The sequence below is a fragment of the Romboutsia sp. 1001285H_161024_C4 genome (genome assembly GCF_015550185.1).
GTDB classification, from domain to species: domain Bacteria; phylum Bacillota; class Clostridia; order Peptostreptococcales; family Peptostreptococcaceae; genus Romboutsia_C; species Romboutsia_C hominis.
Map to the genome: position 1 here is coordinate 385,433 of NZ_JADNAJ010000002.1, position 20,141 is coordinate 405,573.

The 20,141-nt window shown below is 26.4% G+C and carries 17 protein-coding genes; 15 read left to right on the forward strand and 2 right to left on the reverse strand.

Annotated elements, in window-relative coordinates:
* Nucleotides 1–52: 52 nt before the first annotated feature.
* The 4 genes from I1959_RS05400 (at nucleotide 53) to I1959_RS05415 (ending at nucleotide 4,401) form a co-directional block, all read left to right on the forward strand.
* Nucleotides 53–523, forward strand: coding sequence for a hypothetical protein (locus I1959_RS05400; RefSeq protein ID WP_092924715.1), 471 nt, complete (start codon nucleotides 53–55; stop codon nucleotides 521–523).
* A 164-nt stretch (nucleotides 524–687) separates the two neighbouring features.
* Nucleotides 688–2,892 (forward strand): SH3 domain-containing protein, encoded by a 2,205-nt coding sequence (locus tag I1959_RS05405; RefSeq protein ID WP_195237327.1) that lies wholly within the window; start codon nucleotides 688–690, stop codon nucleotides 2,890–2,892.
* 136 nt (nucleotides 2,893–3,028) lie between these two features.
* Complete coding sequence (locus I1959_RS05410) at nucleotides 3,029–3,541, forward strand: RNA polymerase sigma factor (RefSeq protein ID WP_195237328.1); 513 nt, start codon at nucleotides 3,029–3,031, stop codon at nucleotides 3,539–3,541.
* A gap of 2 nt (nucleotides 3,542–3,543) precedes the next feature.
* On the forward strand, nucleotides 3,544–4,401 hold the full coding sequence (locus I1959_RS05415) for an anti-sigma-V factor rsiV (protein WP_166505787.1): 858 nt from the start codon (nucleotides 3,544–3,546) through the stop codon (nucleotides 4,399–4,401).
* A gap of 186 nt (nucleotides 4,402–4,587) precedes the next feature.
* Here the strand turns inward: I1959_RS05415 and I1959_RS05420 are convergent, their stop codons facing one another.
* The gene (locus I1959_RS05420; RefSeq protein ID WP_195237329.1) at nucleotides 4,588–5,259 is read right to left on the reverse strand and encodes a hypothetical protein; all 672 of its coding nucleotides are present in this window, start codon (nucleotides 5,257–5,259) and stop codon (nucleotides 4,588–4,590) included.
* A 161-nt stretch (nucleotides 5,260–5,420) separates the two neighbouring features.
* Here I1959_RS05420 and I1959_RS05425 point away from each other — a divergent pair, with 161 nt between their 5' ends.
* The 9 genes from I1959_RS05425 (at nucleotide 5,421) to I1959_RS05465 (ending at nucleotide 16,983) form a co-directional block, all read left to right on the forward strand.
* Nucleotides 5,421–9,719 (forward strand): PolC-type DNA polymerase III, encoded by a 4,299-nt coding sequence (locus I1959_RS05425; RefSeq protein ID WP_166505785.1) that lies wholly within the window; start codon nucleotides 5,421–5,423, stop codon nucleotides 9,717–9,719.
* 193 nt (nucleotides 9,720–9,912) lie between these two features.
* The gene (locus tag I1959_RS05430; protein ID WP_166505784.1) at nucleotides 9,913–10,626 is read left to right on the forward strand and encodes a DUF975 family protein; all 714 of its coding nucleotides are present in this window, start codon (nucleotides 9,913–9,915) and stop codon (nucleotides 10,624–10,626) included.
* Nucleotides 10,627–10,895: 269 nt separating this feature from the next.
* On the forward strand, nucleotides 10,896–11,096 hold the full coding sequence (locus I1959_RS05435) for a cold-shock protein (protein WP_092924729.1): 201 nt from the start codon (nucleotides 10,896–10,898) through the stop codon (nucleotides 11,094–11,096).
* Between the two features lie 224 nt (nucleotides 11,097–11,320).
* Entirely contained in the window at nucleotides 11,321–11,494 is a 174-nt protein-coding gene (locus I1959_RS05440; RefSeq protein WP_166505783.1) for a hypothetical protein, read from the forward strand.
* Between the two features lie 257 nt (nucleotides 11,495–11,751).
* The gene (locus I1959_RS05445) at nucleotides 11,752–12,459 is read left to right on the forward strand and encodes a DUF975 family protein (RefSeq protein WP_195237330.1); all 708 of its coding nucleotides are present in this window, start codon (nucleotides 11,752–11,754) and stop codon (nucleotides 12,457–12,459) included.
* Between the two features lie 126 nt (nucleotides 12,460–12,585).
* On the forward strand, nucleotides 12,586–13,344 hold the full coding sequence (locus tag I1959_RS05450) for a MerR family transcriptional regulator (protein ID WP_195237331.1): 759 nt from the start codon (nucleotides 12,586–12,588) through the stop codon (nucleotides 13,342–13,344).
* A 112-nt stretch (nucleotides 13,345–13,456) separates the two neighbouring features.
* Nucleotides 13,457–14,812: an MATE family efflux transporter gene (locus I1959_RS05455; protein ID WP_195237332.1), complete on the forward strand. Its 1,356-nt coding sequence runs from the start codon at nucleotides 13,457–13,459 to the stop codon at nucleotides 14,810–14,812.
* A 439-nt stretch (nucleotides 14,813–15,251) separates the two neighbouring features.
* Nucleotides 15,252–15,788 (forward strand): hypothetical protein, encoded by a 537-nt coding sequence (locus I1959_RS05460; protein ID WP_195237333.1) that lies wholly within the window; start codon nucleotides 15,252–15,254, stop codon nucleotides 15,786–15,788.
* A gap of 7 nt (nucleotides 15,789–15,795) precedes the next feature.
* Nucleotides 15,796–16,983 carry a WD40/YVTN/BNR-like repeat-containing protein gene (locus I1959_RS05465; RefSeq protein ID WP_195237334.1) on the forward strand — a complete coding sequence of 396 codons (1,188 nt, stop codon included), beginning with the start codon at nucleotides 15,796–15,798 and terminating at the stop codon, nucleotides 16,981–16,983.
* A 99-nt stretch (nucleotides 16,984–17,082) separates the two neighbouring features.
* Here I1959_RS05465 and I1959_RS05470 read toward each other — a convergent pair whose 3' ends face one another.
* Complete coding sequence (locus I1959_RS05470) at nucleotides 17,083–17,655, reverse strand: hypothetical protein (RefSeq protein ID WP_195237335.1); 573 nt, start codon at nucleotides 17,653–17,655, stop codon at nucleotides 17,083–17,085.
* Nucleotides 17,656–17,974: 319 nt separating this feature from the next.
* Here I1959_RS05470 and I1959_RS05475 point away from each other — a divergent pair, with 319 nt between their 5' ends.
* Nucleotides 17,975–19,201, forward strand: a complete 1,227-nt coding sequence (locus I1959_RS05475; RefSeq protein WP_195237337.1) for a hypothetical protein — start codon at nucleotides 17,975–17,977, stop codon at nucleotides 19,199–19,201.
* Nucleotides 19,202–19,471: 270 nt separating this feature from the next.
* Nucleotides 19,472–19,903 carry a hypothetical protein gene (locus tag I1959_RS05480; protein ID WP_195237339.1) on the forward strand — a complete coding sequence of 144 codons (432 nt, stop codon included), beginning with the start codon at nucleotides 19,472–19,474 and terminating at the stop codon, nucleotides 19,901–19,903.
* The last annotated feature ends 238 nt before the right edge of the window (nucleotides 19,904–20,141 follow it).

The window sequence follows — 20,141 nt, forward strand, 5'->3', positions numbered from 1 at the left end:
AATAGAGTTTATCAAAATATTATAATAAATATATTTTTAGGGGTAGAGATATATGATAAATGATAAAGATTATAAATTACTAGAAATATATGCAAAGGCATATAAGAAAAGTTCATTAAAGGTAGATTTAGTAAGAATAGAAAAATTAGAAAAGAATATGAAAAATTTAAATGAAGAAATAACAGAATATATAAAAGAATTATGTGAATTAGATTTTGAATTTAAAAAAAATACAAGTCCTATTCCAGACCCTATAAAGTACTTTATAGAAAATGGAAAGGCAATAGAACAATGGGACTATATAAATAATACATTATGGGATGGATATTGGAAAAGATGTAGTGGAAGAGATTTAGAGTACTTTATGTCTTATTTAGAATATCCAATAATTTATCCAAATCATAAAAGCTATATTGAAAATAATAAAAATTTAGTAGAAGTGTTTAAAAAAGAAACTGGACTTAAAAAAGTTCCATATGGTGTAAAATGTGCAGAGGTACTTAATAAAAAATATTTCAAATAAAAATGTTTTAAAATATAAATTTCTCTATATTTCTAGAAAAAGTTACAAAAAAACTACAAAATTTTAGTTTTATTTGTCGGATAAGATTTACTAAAAAAATATACTGTCGTATAATTATACTAATCGTATATAATGTCAAATTTATCCACAAGGAGAGAATATAGATGAAAGAAAAGATAGCATTAGCAGCACTAGCAGCAGTGCCTATGACCGTAAGTAGTGTTTATGCTTCTGATTTAACAGGAATTGTTACAACAAGTTATTTAAATGTAAGAAGTGGACCTTCAACTAGTCATGCAGTAATATTTAGTGTTAAAAAGGATGAAAAAGTATCAATTGAAGAACAAACAGACGGATGGTACAAAATAAAAACTAATACAGGAAATACTGGATGGGCGTCATCTACATACATATCATTATCTAATAATGAATCAAATGATAATCCTTCTTCAGATAACCAAAGAAGAGTTACAATAGAAGGACTTAACATGAGAAATGGTGCAGGTACTAGTTATAGAGCTATAACTAAATTAAAAAATGGAACAATATTAGAATTAATATCAGAAAACAATGGATGGTCTAAAGTTAAATATGATGGAAGAATAGGCTATGTATATAGTGATTATTTAGAAAAAGTTTCAGATTCTAATATAAATACTAGAACGAATACTACAAAGGTAGTAAATTATGACTTCTTAAATGTAAGAAGTGGACCATCAACATCTCATTCTATAGTTGGAAAACTAAATAGAGGAGATAAGGTAGGGGTTATATCAGAAAGTAATGGATGGAGTAAAATAAATTACAATGGAAAAGTTTCTTATGTATCTAGTAGATATTTAAGTAATCCATCAAATACAAATCCTGAAAAGCCAGACTCAAATAATGAAAGCGTAAAAGAAACAAAAGTAGTAAACTATGAATTCTTAAATGTAAGAAGTGGACCATCAACATCTCACTCAAAAATAGGAACATTAAAAAAGGGAGATAAAGTAGGAGTAATATCTGAAAGCAATGGATGGAGTAAAATAAAATATAATGGAAAAGTAGCATACGTATCAAGTACATATTTAAGTAAAGAAAATACAACACCAGAAGTACCAAGTAACCCAGGTGAAAGTATAAAAGAAACAAAAGTAGTAAATTATGAATTTTTAAATGTAAGAAGTGGACCATCAACATCTCACTCAAAAATAGGAACACTAAAAAAAGGAGATAAAGTAGGAGTAATATCTGAAAGCAATGGATGGAGTAAAATAAAATACAATGGAAATGTAGCATATGTATCAAGTTCGTACTTAAGTAGTGAAAGTACAACACCAGAAGTGCCAAGTAATCCAGATAATCATACAGTAAAAGTAGTAAACTACGACTTCCTAAACGTAAGAAGTGGACCATCAACATCTCACTCTAAAATAGGTGTTTTAAGCAAGGGTGATGAAGTAAAAGTAAAAGAAGAAAGTAATGGATGGTCAAAAATAGATTACAGAGGAAGTAATGCATATGTTTCTAGTATGTATTTAAGTAACATAGGTTCTAGTGGAGGAAGTGAAACTCCAGATAATGGTGGAGGAACTGCCAATATAAATGGAGCAACTGTAAATCATATACAACTAGGATATACATTAGAAGATCATGTAGTAGTTCAATTAGAAAGAGCACGTGTAGGTGGAAATGTTATAGATTCATCTATAAAAAGAGGATTTGTTACTGCTAGTAGAGCAGACTTAGAATACTACTTAAACCCAAATAACTTTACAGGTAGTACAAAGGGAATGATGCAGTTTTTAAGAACAGATTCATATAAAGGTGGAGTTACTGCTAGTGAATTAAACTCATATTTAAACTCTTTAAGACCAGCATCTTCGGGAACTAATGTATTTTATAATCAAGGGCAAACTTTTATAAATGCAGCTAAAAGATATGATATAGATTTAGCTTATTTAGTATCTCATGCTATGTGGGAAACAGCTTATGGAAGATCAACTTTAGCACAAGGTCAAACTATAACATCATACAAAGGAAAACCACTACCATCACCAGTTAAGGTTTACAACTTCTTTGGTATAGGTGCAATAGACCATAGTGCAAACGTAAGTGGTGCTGAAGCTGCTTATTCAAATGGTTGGACAAGTGTAGAGGCAACAATTGATGGTTCAGCTAAATGGATAGCTCAAAATTACATAAAAAATACAAAATATAAGCAAAATAACATATTTAAAATGAAATTTAACTATGATTACTCATGGCATCAATATGCAACAGATGTAAACTGGGCAAATGGTATATCAGGAGTAATGGTAAAAATAGTTGGCATGTATGATAAAGGAAGCAATTTAGTATTTGATATTCCAAAATATAGCAGATAAATAAAAAAATACCCTCATCTAAGTTAAAAGATGAGGGTATTTTATATATTAAATTAAAAAATTAAAAAATAAGCAACTTTTTAGTGTACATAAGTCGTCTATATATATGTACAAGAAAGGAAGGTTTAAATTATTAATGAAACTGCTAAGCTTAAGCAAAGATTTAAAAGAAAAAAAATTAAAAGACTATATAGTTAAAAACAAAGAGTCATTTTACAAAATAGCTTATAGCTATGTTAAAAATGAATATGATGCCCTAGACATAGTTCATGATGCTATATGTAAAGCTCTTTCTAAAATAGATACATTAAAAGATATGGATAATATAAAGCCATGGTTTTATAAAATACTTATAAATACTACAACAGACTACATAAGGAAAAATAAAAAATACATAGTAGTAAGTGATGATGTTTTAGAAGATTCTAAAATAGATTATGATAAATATAGTGATATAGATCTACTAAGGGCAGTAGATAGCTTAGATGAAATTTATAAAACAGTTATAATACTTAGATACTTTGAAGATATGAAAATAGAGGATATAGCAAAGACATTAGACCAAAATATAAGCACAATAAAAACTAGAATTTATAAGGCTCTTAGTAAGCTTAAAATAAAAATAGACATCAAGAGAGAGGATGGTTAATAATGAAGGATAAAGATAGCTTGAAAATGTTAAAGAAAGATTATGATAATATTAAAATACCAAAAGAATTAGATGATGTAGTAAATGATGCACTAAATAGCAATATAAAATATAGAAAATATCAAAACAAAATGGTAATAGCAGCATCTCTTTTACTTGTTGTTTTAGGCATAAATATTAGCCCAGCATTTGCTCAAACTCTTTCTAAAATACCGATAATAGGAAATTTAGTAAAAATAATAACTATAAAAAATTACAGTATAGATGAAAATGGATATAAGGCATCAATAGATGTTCCAAAAATAAGCGGATTAACAGATAAAAAATTAGAGTACAAATTAAATAGTGAGTTTGAAAAAGAAGGAAAAAAATTATACGAAGATTTCTTAGAAGAAATGGAAATATTAAAATCAGATAAAGTACAAGGGCATAGCTTAGTAGAATCTTGGTATGAAGTATTAACAGATAACGAAGATTTGTTTTCAGTAGTAGTTTACACTCATTATGCACAAGGTTCATCAAATACAATAAGAAAATTTTATAATATAGATAAAAAAAATGAAACAGTATTGTCTTTAGAGGGGATGTTTAAAAATAATGACTATATAAATGTTATAAGTCAAAATATAAAAGAACAAATGAGAGACAATATGAAAAAAGATAAGAATAAACATTATTGGATAGATGATGAAATAAAAGAAATGAATTTTAAGTTTATTGATAAAAATCAAGATTTTTATATAAATAAAAATGGTGAACTTGTTATATGCTTTGATAAGTATGACGTAGCGCCAGGGTATATGGGATTAGTTGAATTTACTATACCTAATAATGTAATAAAACCATTACTTAATAAATAGGGGGAAATAGGGGAGAATGAATAAAAAGGTTATTGACATAATGTTTTGTACTGGATGTATAGGGCTTATAATATCTATGTACATAATAATGTCAAAATAATTAATATATTTTAATATTTAGGGAAAATGTCTCAAAATTATTATTTTGAGACATTTTTAATTTAAAAAATATAAGAGTATGTAAAGCTATGCAACTTTTTTTGTATATCGTAAAATAGTATCTATATTATGTTCTCTTACAACACTTTTAAGATTTCCAAAGTTATAAGTAGCAAGTGCATACTCTTTTACCTTGTTAAATATAAACTCTTCATGGCTATTTTTAATGTTTACCATAGATTTAGCATTATTCCAAGCTGTAACTTCTCGATTAATAAGATTTTTCTTTAAAGCAATAAGGTTTTTTTCTAAATCATCAGGAATATTTTCTTTATGGATATTGTTATTACTAACGTCTATATCGTATTCTATTATTTTATCTATTATTGAATATATTATAGCGCTGTATTGTTCCTTAGATTTATATATATTTTTATCTACAATATGACCAACCTCGTGAGATACAACAAACTTAGCAATTAGAGATATAGAATCTTCGCTAATTTCAACACAAACACCATTTGAGTTTACAAAGTTAAAAAAATTATAGCAAAAAGATAAAAAGCTATGTCTAGAAGCAAGTATTGATCTTAGTCTAGGTAAGGCACATATAGGAATATTTTTATATTTAAAATAAAATAAAAATACTCTTTTGTTTAGGTTTAGACTACTTAAAGAAGATTTAAATAATTTTTTTTCGCCTAATGTTTTATAATAAGTTGTTATTTTTCTATAATTATTTTCGTTAAAGGTAGCCATATTAACACCGCCTAATTATATAGTCTTTTAATATAATATTAAAATAGGTGCAATTTGTAGCTAATCCAAATTAAAATAGTATATATGGGTATAAATATAGATAACTCTAAAACTTAAAAACTGTGATATAATATATTACTAAGTTTTGAAGGGAGGATACTATGGAAACTGTTAGTGAATACTTAGATAAACTAGAAATAAACAATAATATATTAAAAAAACAACTAAAAGAAGTTTATATAAACAAAGTAACTTACTTTAAAGAAGACAAAATAGTATATTTTTATTTAAACTCAAAATCTATAATATCCTATGAAGTACTTGATATGTTAAAGGAAGACTTGCACAATAAGCTAGACTACTTTAAAGATATAAAAATAAAAATAAGATATACAGGGCTTGATAGAAAAGCTAATAAAGACATTATAAAAATGTACTGGGTAAATATATTATATATTTTAAAAAGACTTTGCCCATCTATAGCAGGATGGTATAGGCAAGTTGAGTATATGTGTATAGATGATTTACTAAAAATAAAAATTCCAAAAGGAATATTTTATGAAAGACTTATAAAACAAAATGTAGTATATGTATTAAAAAGTGTGTTAAGTGAGGAGTTAGGAATAGATATTAATATAGTCATGGAAAGGGCTATAGATGAAGATGTAAACATTGAAAGAATATTAAGAAAAAGCGATAAAATAATAGAAGATAAGATTAAAGATTTAGAAATACAAGCAACTAATGAACCTAAAGAAGATGAAGAAGAGGCTTATGTTATAAGACCTGAATTTGATGAACATCTAATATATGGTGAAAATGTACATGCTATGGTAGAAAAAATAGAATCTCTTAACCAAGAGTCAGGTACAGTAGCAGTAGTTGGTGATATATTTGATATAGAAATTAAAGAACTTAGAAATGGTAAAATATTATTTATAGCATCTATTACAGATTACACAAGTTCTGTAAGCTGTAAATTATTCTTAAACGATACTAATAAAGATAAAGTTATTGATAATGTTAAAAAAGGTTCACATGTAAAAATAAAAGGTGATGTTATGTATGACACTTACCAAAGAGAACTTACAATGACTATAAGTGGTATAAGAAAAGAAGAAAAAGAAGAGAAAAAAGATTTATCTGAAAATAAAAGAGTTGAACTTCATGCACATACTCAAATGTCATCAATGGATGCACTTTGTTCTACTAAAAAGCTTATAGAAAGAGCTGCAAAATGGGGACACAAAGCAATAGCAATAACTGACCATGGAGTGGTTCAAGCTTTCCCAGAGGCTATGGGTGCAGCTAAGGCTAATGATATAAAAGTATTATATGGTGTAGAAGGATATTTAGTAGAAGACTCAAAAGATATAATAGAAGATGCTAATGATAAAGAACTATCACAAAGCTTTGTGGTATTTGATATAGAAACAACAGGGTTTTCTAATACTAATGATAAAATAACTGAAATAGGTGCAGTTAAAATAGAAAACTTTGAAATAGTAGACAATTTTAGTGAACTTATAAACCCACAAAAAGATATATCATATAAAATCCAAGAACTAACAGGTATAACTAATGATATGGTAAAAGATAAACCAACAATAGAAGAAATACTACCTAAATTTATGGAGTTTATAGGAGATAGTGTGCTAGTTGCTCACAATGCAGAATTTGATATTGGATTTATAAGAGAAAAATGTAGACAACAAAATATAGAATTTAATAATAAAAGTATAGATACACTTACACTAGCTAGAATATTACTTCCAGATTTAAAAAGGCATAGATTAAATGTAGTAGCAAAAGCACTAGGTGTACCACTTTTAAATCACCATAGAGCTGTAGATGATGCAAGAGCTACTGCTTTAATATTTCAAAAGTTTTTAGATATGCTAGTAAAAAAAGGTGCAAATACCTTAAAAGAAGTAAATGAAATATTAGGTAAAGTTGATTATACAAAGCTAGGAACTAATCATATAACTTTACTTGCAAAAGACTACACAGGGCTTAAAAATCTATACAAAATAGTATCAGATGCCCATGTTAATCATTTTTACAGAGCACCAAGAATACTAAAAAGCTTCTTACAAGAACATAGAGAAGGACTTATAATAGGTTCTGCTTGTGAAAATGGACAGGTATATCAAGCAGTAAAGAAAAATGTTGATGATGAAGAAATGGCAAAAATTATAGAATTATATGATTATATAGAAATAATGCCAATAGATAATAATAAATTTATGATTCACAAAGGTGAAGTAGAAGATGAAGAAGAACTAAGAGATTTAAATAGAAAAATGGTAGAGGTAGCACATAAATTTGGAAAAATACCAGTAGCTACAGGAGATGTTCACTTCTTAGATGAACACGAAGCTGTTCTTAGAACAATACTTAAATACTCTCAAGGATTTAAAGTAGATGAAGAAGAAACATATCTTCATTTTAGAACAACAGATGAAATGCTAAGGGAGTTTAGTTACTTAGGAGAAGAGCTAGCTTATGAAGTTGTAGTTACTAATACCAATAAAATAGCTGATATGGTAGAAAATATACTACCAATACCTGATGGAACATATCCTCCAGAAATAGAAGGTTCAGATGTAGAACTTAGAGAAATGTGCTACAACAAGGCAAAAAGAATATATGGAGATCCACTTCCAGAAGTTGTTCAAAATAGACTTGATAGAGAGCTAAACTCTATAATAAAAAATGGATATGCCGTAATGTATATTATCGCCCAAAAGCTGGTTACAAAGTCATTAAGAGATGGATACTTAGTTGGTTCAAGAGGTTCAGTTGGTTCATCAGTAGCAGCGACAATGAGTGATATAACAGAAGTTAATCCACTTCCAGCTCACTATATATGTGAAAATGAAGATTGTAAATACTCATATTTCTATGAAATAGGTGAATGGGGTTCTGGAGTAGATTTACCAGACAAGGATTGCCCAAAGTGTGGAAGAAAGCTTAAAAAAGATGGACATGATATACCATTTGAAGTTTTCCTTGGATTTGAAGGGGATAAAGAACCAGATATAGACCTTAACTTCTCTGGAGAATACCAACCAGTAATACACAAATACACAGAAGAACTATTTGGTGAAGGATATGTTTATAGAGCAGGTACAATAGGTACAGTAGCTGAAAAAACAGCCTTTGGATATGCTAGAAAATATGTAGAAGAAAATAATATACAAGTACCAACAGCAGAGGTAGTAAGACTATCTAATGGGTGTACAGGAGTAAAAAGAACATCAGGACAGCATCCAGGTGGAGTTATGGTTGTACCACATTATAAGGATGTATATGATTTTACACCAATACAATATCCTGCCAATGATACAAGTTGTGGAGTAATAACAACACACTTTGACTACCACTCTATAAGTGGTAGAATACTAAAGCTAGATATACTTGGGCACGACGTTCCGACCATAATAAGAATGTTAGAAGATATAACAGGAATAGATGCAACAGAAATACCTTTAGATGACAAAGAAACAATGTCACTATTTACTTCAACAGATGCATTAGGAGTAACACCAGAGGAAATTAACTGTCCTATAGGTTCACTTGCAATACCTGAGTTTGGTACGAAGTTCGTTAGACAAATGTTACTTGATACAAAACCAACAACATTTGCAGAACTAGTACGTATATCAGGACTTTCTCATGGTACTGACGTTTGGCTAAACAATGCACAAGAGCTTGTTCAAAAGGAAATAGTTGGACTTAAAGATGTTATATCAACACGTGACGATATAATGAACTACCTTATATTTAAAGGACTTCCACCAAAGATGGCATTCACCATAATGGAAAATGTTAGAAAAGGTAGAGGATTAAAGCCTGAACATGTTGAGCTAATGGAAGCTAACAACGTACCAGAATGGTATATATGGTCATGTAAACAAATAAAGTACATGTTCCCTAAAGCACATGCCGTAGCATATGTTATGATGTCATTTAGACTAGCATACTGTAAGGTTCATTATCCAGAAGCTTTCTATGCAACTTACTTTACAACAAAGGCAGAAGACTTTGATGCTGATTTAATAGTTAAGGGACTACCTGCAATTAAAGCTAGAATAAATGAAATAGAAAGTTTAGGAAATGACGCAACAACTAAAGAAAAAAATATGCTTACAGTACTTGAAGTTGCACTTGAAATGTATGCAAGAGGTATAAAAATACTTCCAGTTGATATATATAAATCAGATGCAAGTAAATTCCAAGTTGCAGGAGAAAAGATGCTACTTCCTCCAATGATAGCCCTACAAGGGGTTGGGGAAAATGCAGCAATAAATATACAAAAAGAAAGAGAAAATGGAGAATTTATTTCTAAAGAAGACTTAAGAAAGAGAACCAAGATTTCTAAGACCGTTATAGAAACATTAACTAGTCACGGTTCACTTAATAATATGAGTGACGAAAATCAATTATCTTTATTTTAAAAAAAATAGTAATAAAATACATTAAAGCTTAGGTATAACCTAAGCTTTTTTATTTAAAAACTATTTATAATTTATAGTTTAAAAAAAGTACAAATTTAAATAATCCATTTTTTAACAATAAATGTTTTAGATAAAAAATAATAGGGTATATTAAACTCATAGACATTAAGTAACAATCATTGGAGGAATTTTTATGAATAGGAAAGAGTTAAAAGAACTTTCTAAAAGTCAACTAAAGGGTAATTGGAATGTGCCAGTATTAGCTATGTTAGCTTATTCAATAGTAATGTTTTTAGTATCATATCTAGATAATAGCGAGTCTTTATTTGTATCATTAATTGGAATAATACTTGCTTTAGTTATAGAATCATGGTTCTTTGTAGCATATCCGAAATTATCTCTAAACCTTATAGAAGATGAAAGCGTTGATTTTAGTGATTTATCAGTATCAAATAAAACTTTCTTTAAATCTTTAGGATTTTCTGTATTAGTAGGTATAATATTAATAATAGTATATATTGTATTAATGTTTAGTTTTGTAGGTGGATTTACAATAAGTGTATTAAATGCAAATGATTTATTTGAAGCTATAGCACCAATGGTAATTGTAGGTATTATATTATGGTTAATATCAATAGTAATTCAATTAGCAATTTCTATGGTACCATTTATACTTGCAGATAAAGAAGAAGTAGGAGTATTTAAATCAATATCTCTTAGTATAAAAATGATGAAAGGTCATAAATGGAGATTATTCGTTATATGGCTAAGCTTTATAGGATGGGCTATATTAAGTATATTAACTTTAGGAATAGGATTTTTATGGTTATCACCATACTTTACTTTAACTATGGCTAACTTCTATAAAGAACTAGATAAAGAATATAACGCTAAACATATAGATTAAAAGTAAAAGGAGCTTAATTTAAGCTCTTTTTTATTGTAATTTTTATAAATTTATATTGATAATTATGATGAAAAATTCTTGCAAATCGTTTAAAATAGTACATTTAAACAAGGTTAATTTAAGTTAAATAGAAAGCATTTAAAAGAAAATAAAATAAAAAGCTATCTATTATTAATAGCATGTGCTATAATAATACTTGTAGCGATACAAAATCGATACACAAATAAATTAAGAGAGACCTAGAAATAGGTTCACAGGAGTATTTTTTAATGATAAATGGAATAGTAAAATGGTTTAACAATGAAAAAGGATTTGGTTTTATATCAGTAGAAGGTGGAGATGATGTATTCGTACATTTTACAGCTATACAAACTGATGGGTTTAAATCATTAGAAGAAGGTCAAAAAGTAAACTTTAATATAGTTAAAGGTGCTAGAGGTCCTCAAGCGGAGAATGTAACTATATTATAATATATATATATGTTCGGAAAAAGACACATTATGTGTCTTTTTTTATTGTAATTAAATATTAGTAAAAACATATAAATAAATTTTTACACAGTTAGTTTATATAATATGTTAAAAAACATCTGTTTTAGTGGACATTTATAAAAATTACAAGTACTGTTATAAATAGATTAACAATAGTTATCTGATTTAAAGTATGTATTTAGTTTCATTAAGGGGGATAATTTATGAATTTAACTATAAAGAGAAATATATGTATTTTGATGGGTATTTTATTAGTTACTATTATCAAAATTGATATAATGATTCCGAATATTAATATTTTATTGGCAATAGGTTGTTTTTATAAAGCATATAAGGTTAATAAATTACTAAAAAATAAAGAGAACAAGTCTATTTAGGATAATTAATGTTAATATATTATTCTATTTTATATGTTTAGTGAAACATATTTTTTCGCGAACATATTTAATTTAGTTAATGATATATCTAAACGTATTTGTAATATACTTAAAATTGTACATGAAATTAAAATGACCTATTTATAGGTCATTTTTTATTATATTTTTTAAAATTTAGACTAGCAAATCTTAGAACTATTGGTCATACATTTGAATATATATATATTGTAAGTAAAAGTTTAAGGAGGGATGAGATTTTGACTAGAGTAGAATTAAAACAACTTTCTAAGAGTCAACTTAAAGGCAATTGGAAAACCCCAGTATTAGTCATGTTAGTATATACCATAGCAACCATGGCTCTTTCTTTTATGTCTGAATTTTCAAGTTCAATGGGTATATACTTAATTAGTACAATATTTTTAATTGGATTAGCAATATGGTTTTCTGTAGGATTTGCTAATTTCTTTTTAAGATTTAGCGAAACTGATGGAAAAGCTAAGTTTGATGACTTATTAGTATCTAAAAAATCAATATTAAAATCATTAGGATTATTTGCTTTAATGTTTGTTATAGGAATTGTATTAGGTATTATAATAGTTTTTGCCACATCATCTATGATAGTTTTTAGTGAAAGTGTATCTACTGGTATGATAGTAGGAGCATTAATAGTTGGAGTAGTATTATCTATACCTATTGTTATACTTGAATTAGCTTTAGCTATGACACCATATATCTTTGTTGATAAAGAAGAACTTGGTTTAATTGATTCAATAAGACTTAGTATAAAAATGATGAAAGGTAATAAATGGAACCTATTTGTTATAAACCTAAGTTTTATAGGATGGGCACTTTTATGTATTCTTACTTTAGGTATAGGATATTTATGGTTAGGGCCATATATACAATTAACTATTACCAACTTTTATATAGATTTAGATAATAATTTTAATAAAGTATCAATTTAAAAATAAAAAGGCTGACTTTAATCAGCCTTTTTATTTTATATAAAGTAAAAAACTATATTAAAATAATATAGTTAGATGTGTGATAAAATAAATTAATAATAAAGGAAAGTTTTGGAGGAGATTATTTTGATATTTACTATAGGACAAGTGGCTAAAATGTATAACATAAGTCATGACACACTAAGATATTACGATAAAATAGACCTATTAAAGCCAAGTTTAAAAAAAGATAATGGATACAGATATTACACAATAAGGGAAATAGAATTGCTTGAGATAATATTAGTAGCAAAACAACTAGAAATACCAATAAAAGATATAAAAGAAATTATAAAAAAGGAAGATGAAAGTAGTTACATAGAGTTATTTAAAAATCACAAAAAGTTGTTAGAAGAAAAAATAGAGTATTTGACAAAATTAAAAGATGAAGTACAACACTCTATAGATGTAACAACTCAAATGAAAAACTTTTCTAATAAGACAAAAGAAAAATTTGAAGAGGTATATATAGAAAAAGATATTATATATTTTAATCAAAATGATTATAACTACTTTGGTGAATTTTTAAATAAAAAAAATCTAATATTAAAAATTAAAAATATATTTTTTAATGAAAATATAATTGGGTTTGAACTAGATAATGAAGCCATTAGTAATGATGCAAAATACGAAAAAATTAAATATAGAGGAAATTATATTTTATTAACTCGAAAAGATACTGCATCTAACATAGAAAAGTTTATAGAAGAATGTATAGAAGAAATTTATAAAGATAAAAAAATAGAAAAAAATATAAATGTATTTATGGAATGTTTATTTACACTATTAAAAAAGAGTAAAAAAAATATATACTTCGTAAAAATATATATAGAAAATATTAGATAAAGTCTTGACTATTGAGTTGGTCAAGACTTTATTATTATACAAAGAAAGTAATTCATATATAGTTTATCTTGTATTAACAAATATAAAAATTGATAGATTAGGAGGGGATAATATGCAAGAGAATATATTAGGTAGTGAAAAAATACCTAGATTATTTATAAAATATTCTATACCAGCTATAATAGCTATGGTAATTACAGGCATGCAGGCAGTTGTAGATGGAATATTTGTAGGAAATGTACTAGGACCAAACGCAATGGCTAGTGTGAATATAGCAGCACCATTTATGCAAGTTATAATAGCTTTATCTATGATAATGAGTATAGGATCACAAAGTTATATGGGGCTTAGTTTAGGAGATGGTAATGTAGCTAAGACACAAAATATATTTAAGACAGCTATGATATTTATATTAGTTTTTGGATTTGGTATAACGGTAGTTGGATTTACAATGAACTCACAAATAGCATATATATTAGGTGCTAGTGATATATTATTAAAAGATGTTTCTTTATATATCAAGACACTTTCAGTATTTACAATACCAATGTCTTTAATGTTTTTATTTGGTTTTTCAGGAAGAATAATGGAAAAACCTCAACTTTACTTTTATGGTTCTATATTAAGTTTATTTGCAAATATAACATTAAACTATACATTAATATATAAGTTAAAACTTGGAATTGTAGGAGCGGCAACTGCCACAGGATTAGCATACTCTTTAGCATTTTTAGTTGTAGTGTGGCCTGCATTAAATAAAAAAAACATTATAAACGTATTTGTTGGAAAGTTTGATAAATCTGTAATATTTCCAGTAATATATAATGGTTCATCAGAAGGAATAAATTCAATAGCCACAGCCACTAGTGCATATTTATTCAACATGGCATTTATGAATATAGCAGGAGAGACAGGTGTAGCAGCTTTTACTGCTATAAATTATGTAGCTCAATTTGGCATACTTTCAATGTTTGGTATATCTGATGGTATAGGGCCTATAGTTAGCTACAATTATGGAAGTAAGAAATTTGATAGAGTAAAAGCTATAATGAAATTATCTGACAAAGTTATAATAACTATAGGAATAATAATATTTACTTCATTATTCTTCTTTGGAAGAAATTTAGTTAATATATTTGTAAATGGAAATGAAGAAATATTAAATATAGCATCTGTAGGAGCAAAGATATATGCATTTGCATTCTTTATAAATGGATTTAATATAGTTAATTCTGGATACTTTACAGCTATAGGATATGCTAAAGAATCAGTAATAGTAGCTTCATGTAGAGGTTTAATATTTATAATTACAGGTATATTTACATTACCTACTATATTTGGAATAAATGGTATATGGATGAGTGTACCTTTTGCAGAACTAATTACTTTGTTTATTGGAATTAAACTTATGAAAAAATCATATAAAGTTATGAACAAAAACTATGAGGTAAGTATTAACGGTGCTTAGAAAAATAAATAGAAAATATAAACCCTTGTAAATTACAAGGGCTTTTTTACGCTTAAAGAAATTATATTTAATACAAAAATTGTGTATAAATTATTAAATACAGGTATATCAATACACTAGGTTTTGAGCGTAAAAAAGATTTTTGAGCAATGGACGAAGTCGTTGGCGACATGAACGAAGTGAATTTTTTATTAGAAATAAACAAACTAAAGCTAAAAAGGTGGGGTAAGAAAAAACGACGTGGGGTATAACTCATTCATATAAATTCGATAGTATTTTGTAATTAGATTTTAACCATATATAGTAAAAATTAATATATTATAAATATAATAAGAACTTTAAAGATATTAAAATAAAATAATTATTTAGAGATATAAAAAGGGAATATATTTAACAACTATAATCTTTTATAATGATTAATAAAAATAGGGGGGATATGGTGGAAATAAAATATACAAATAATCGTGAAGATTATATTAAGGGGTATGAAAAAAGTAGAAAGTATGCTTTAAGAAAAGATGTATTCACACTTACATTAACTATGCTAACACTAATGGGAATTACTTTTTTCTTTATCAATGAAATGTCTAGCTTTTATAATATAGAAATTACATTATACATAGCTGTAATATCAATTCTAGCAACAATGACTATAATAACAACAATACTTCTGAACATAATGTCTAAAAAAAACATACAAAAATTAATTGATAAGCTAATAGAAGCAAGAAATAGTACAATAGGTCCTAAATTGATAGAAGTAAAGAATGATATTATTATACATAAAGGTGAAAAATCATATTGTGAATACAATATAAAAGCTATTGATAATATTTATGAAGAGGATAATGTATTAGTTATTTGTATACAAAAGATAAATCCTATAATACTACTACCTTTAAATTCCTTTGAAAGTGAGGAGATAAAAAATCAATTTATCAATCTTATAAAACAAAAAAGTGAATATTTAAGGTAGGTGAAATATGAAAAAGAGTATAAAGATTATAATAATTATAATATCAATAATCATTATAGCGTGTTTATTTAGAGTAGGTTATACAATATATAAAAAGCAAGAAATGGATAGCTTAATAGATGTTACAAATAACTTTTTTAATGAATATATAAAAAAAGGTGAAGCCTCATACGAAGAAAAAGGGATGAAAGCAGTTTACACAAACAAAGAAACAGTAATAGTAGCAGGGGATAAAAATGAGTTTATGGCAATGGTTTACTTTGATGTAGATGTGGATGTAAATGATGAAAAAGATTTTACATCATCACATCATAAAATGAGAATCAAAAAAGATAATAATGGAGATTACACATTGATTGATGAAGGCAATATGGTAGATAGCAATGGTTTAAAAGTGGTTAATTACTCAAATAAACAAAAACAAAAAGAGGGATTAAGTGAAATAAAAGAAGAAATAGATATAAATGAAACTAAAAAAATATTAGGAATATACTATCAAATGACTTCAAATGGTCTAAAATTAAGCTATGATAAAAAGAAAAATTGGGTGAGTGTACCAATACCTAATGAGTATTTGCTTTCGATTTTTGATTTTGATAATAATAAATTAAAAGAAAATACTTATTATATAAGTCATAAAAAAACAGCCTTTATATCAAATTTTAACTCGGATATATTAATTATTGTTACAGATGACAAGGGGAAAACTTGGAATGAAATCAAGTTAGAGGGTGCTTACCAAGATGGAGATTTATTTATAGGATTTAGCAGTCAAGACATAGGATATTGTGTCATAACTACTGATGTTGCTATGGGTAAGCAATATAGTTACATATACATAACTGATGATGGTGGTAAAACTTATAAGGAAATTGGAAATACAAATGAAGTTTATCCAAGGATAATTACAGGAGTAGGATTTTTAGATAAGAATATAGGTTTTGTTGGATTTAGGTATGAAAGTGATAACAATCCAACTGTATATAGAACTGAGGATTCAGGTAGTACTTGGGAAAAGCTCGATATAAAACTTCCTAATGATTATATAGATGACTATGCAACTCCTCTTAATCTTAAATTTGAAAATGATATTATAATGCTTCCTGTAAAACTTAGGGATAGTGATAAAGTAATCAATTTTTTATCTACAGATAAAGGTTTGACTTTTAAATATAGTGAAAATATACAAAGATAGTATTTAATAAGTTTAGGCTTTATTAAGCAATTGTGTGATAAACTAAGCATAAAAATAGCTGGATATTTAGTAATACCAATATATCCAGCTATTTTTTTATTAGCTAGTTTTATGTAATTTTATATATACTACTAAATCTTTTAGATTATTATTGCTTATCTCAAATTCTTCATCAATGTTTAAGCTACTAGTGTTCCTATTTTCTCCGCCGATACTATATAAAGCTATGGCAACTTCGTTGTCTAAATCAAAAGATTTGTTTTTATTTAAGATAGATAGAGCTATTCCTGTATTATAACCTTCTTTTAAAAAATCCAAATTATAACCTGTAGATTCAGTATCGTTAATTATTGATTTAAGATAATAAGAACCTATTTCATTCCCATCTATGACTCCTATTTTTAAGATATTATTTTTGCCATTATGTTCTATAGATGATTCATATAATTTATGTTCTTTTTTTAGAATACCATATTCATATTCCTTAGCACTAAATTCAACTTCATAATTTCCATTTTTCAAATTGTTTACAAAGTATTTTTTCCCCATTCCATTCATATTATCAGGACAATTACTTAGATATAAGCCGCTTGGATTTTTTGAGCTAGAGCAACCAGTAACAAGCATTGTTGACATCATTATTAATAATAGTATTGTTGCTATTTTTTTCATGCATACCCCTCCCTAAATAACCTAATGTTATAGTTCGTATTATATAGAAATTGTGAACTTTGATTATATTGTACATAATATTAAATTATTTTCCAATTGCAAAATAGTTTCATTAATTTGAAGTAAAATTCCTTATTTTAAGTTAGTTCAATAAATCTATTTTTAATTGTATTTCTAGTAATAAATGATGGGGTAAGAAAAAACGACGTGGGGGTATAACTTATGTAAATAAATTAGGAATTATTTTGTAATCAAATCTTTACCATATATAATTAAAATTAATATATCATATATATGACAAAGAGTATGGAGGGGTTATGTGGAGTATATATACAAATTTATAGAGTTTGCAGAAGAAAGTGGTATGATAAATTTAATATTTTGGGGAGCTATAATAGCATATCTAATACATATATATTATAAAAAAGAAGAAAATGAAAAATACCTAGCTTTAAAATTAGTAGGATTTTTTATACTTGGGGGATTTAGATTAGAATTTGCATTTAACTGGTATCCAATAATAATACCAGCAGGATTTTTATTATATTGGTTTTTATTAAAAAATAAAGAAAGACCAAATAGTATTATAAAGAAAAAAGCAACAATCCTTGGAGTTTCAATGCTATATTTAACCGTATTAAGTAATATCATATATGATTCTGTAGAGTATAGAGATATGAAATTTGATATAAAAAATATATCTATGGATACATTAAAAGAAGACTATGAAACAATAAAAAATGAATTAGGATTATCGTTAGATACGAATATAATAAATTTTGAAGTAAAATATGATAATAACAAAAAAATAAAATTACTAGATATGAATATAGAAGATAAAGAAAAAAATAAATTTGTAAGTATAGGAATATATAATGGTGATTATTCTGTAAAACAAAGCAAAATAAGTAGTAAAGGTCAGATTGTAGAGCATGAATTTGGTGAATTTAACACGACAACTGAAGAACTATTAGAAACTATAGATAATATAGAGTTAAAAAAATATGATAAAGCAGATATTTACACTATAAAATATGAAAATAACTTAAGTTATATAGAAAATGAAAAAACATATATAGTTAATTTAGCTGATTATTCAACGGATAAACTATATCCTAATAGTGAGATAATTAATGCTAGTTGTATTATGTATATTCCTATGGAAAAAGTAAGTGAAGGCTCATGGAGTGACATAGATTACAAATACTACCTAACAAACTATGAAATATCTTCTAGTGAAGAAAATTATGAAGATGTAGAAATAACTATAGAAAATATAAATAATAAAAAAAGTGTATTAATAGATGATATATATGAAAAATATGAGTTAATGGAAGAACTTAATTCTATAAATATAGCTAGATGGAATGGAGAAAATGATATAGATTTAGAGCCAGACTTATTTATAAAAGATAATGATGGAAATAGACTAGGATTATGTAGTAAAGATAAAGTCTTTGCCAGAAGGGATATAGGAGAAACTAGTGTATGGTACATAGTGCCTAGTGATTTATACGACAAAATAAATCTATATACAATGAAATAATAAAATACCTTAGGATAACTTTTATAGTTATTTTAAGGTATTTTTTAATTACAAGGAATTTGCATTGATTGAAAATATGTAGAGAGATTATGGTAATATCAATGCATCCAAAAAAGTAAAAAATTACAAAATATTATAGAAACGAGCGTACACGAAAACATCTGTTTTAATAGACACTTATCAAATAATACATTCTGCTATAATTAAATTAACAATTATTATAAAATTTGAAACAAATATTATTTATATTTGGCCAAGGGGGACAAATCAATGAAAAAGTTAATTACAGTTATTATGCTGTTTGTTTCTTGTATTTGTATAAGCGGATGTAGTAGGGCTAATCAGAAAACAATTTGGAATATGGATTATATTCAAGGTAAAGGTGGAGGAGTTATTTATTGTTCAAATAAAAATAAAGATATTTATCAAAATGCTACTATTAAAAATATTGTCTGTATTTTACAAGAATCTTCTATTACTATTACAGATAAAGATACAGGCGATGAATGGATTGGAAACTGTAAAATAATCGATGAAGACAGTAAATCAACACTTTATGAAGTAATATTTGATAACAATGAAACTGGTCATTTAGTAAAAAGTTTTACAAAATATGCAGATAACACACAGCATGATACATTGATTATTTCCTGTGGAGAATATTCATTAAATTTAACTGAAAATAAAGGTGAAACAAATTGATATTTGCAGAGAAAATGAGCGTAATATTTAGTTGATTTGTTTTTTAATGTGAAGTAAATTGTATAGTTTTTTTAACTGTTCAAAAAAACATATATTTTCGAATACAGTATTAATTAAGTTAATGATACATCTTAATATACTGATAATATAATTAAAACTGTGAATGAAATTAAAATAATGACTATAGTAGCATATTATGCTTATATATTTAATTCTTCTATTTTTAGTTAGTAAACAA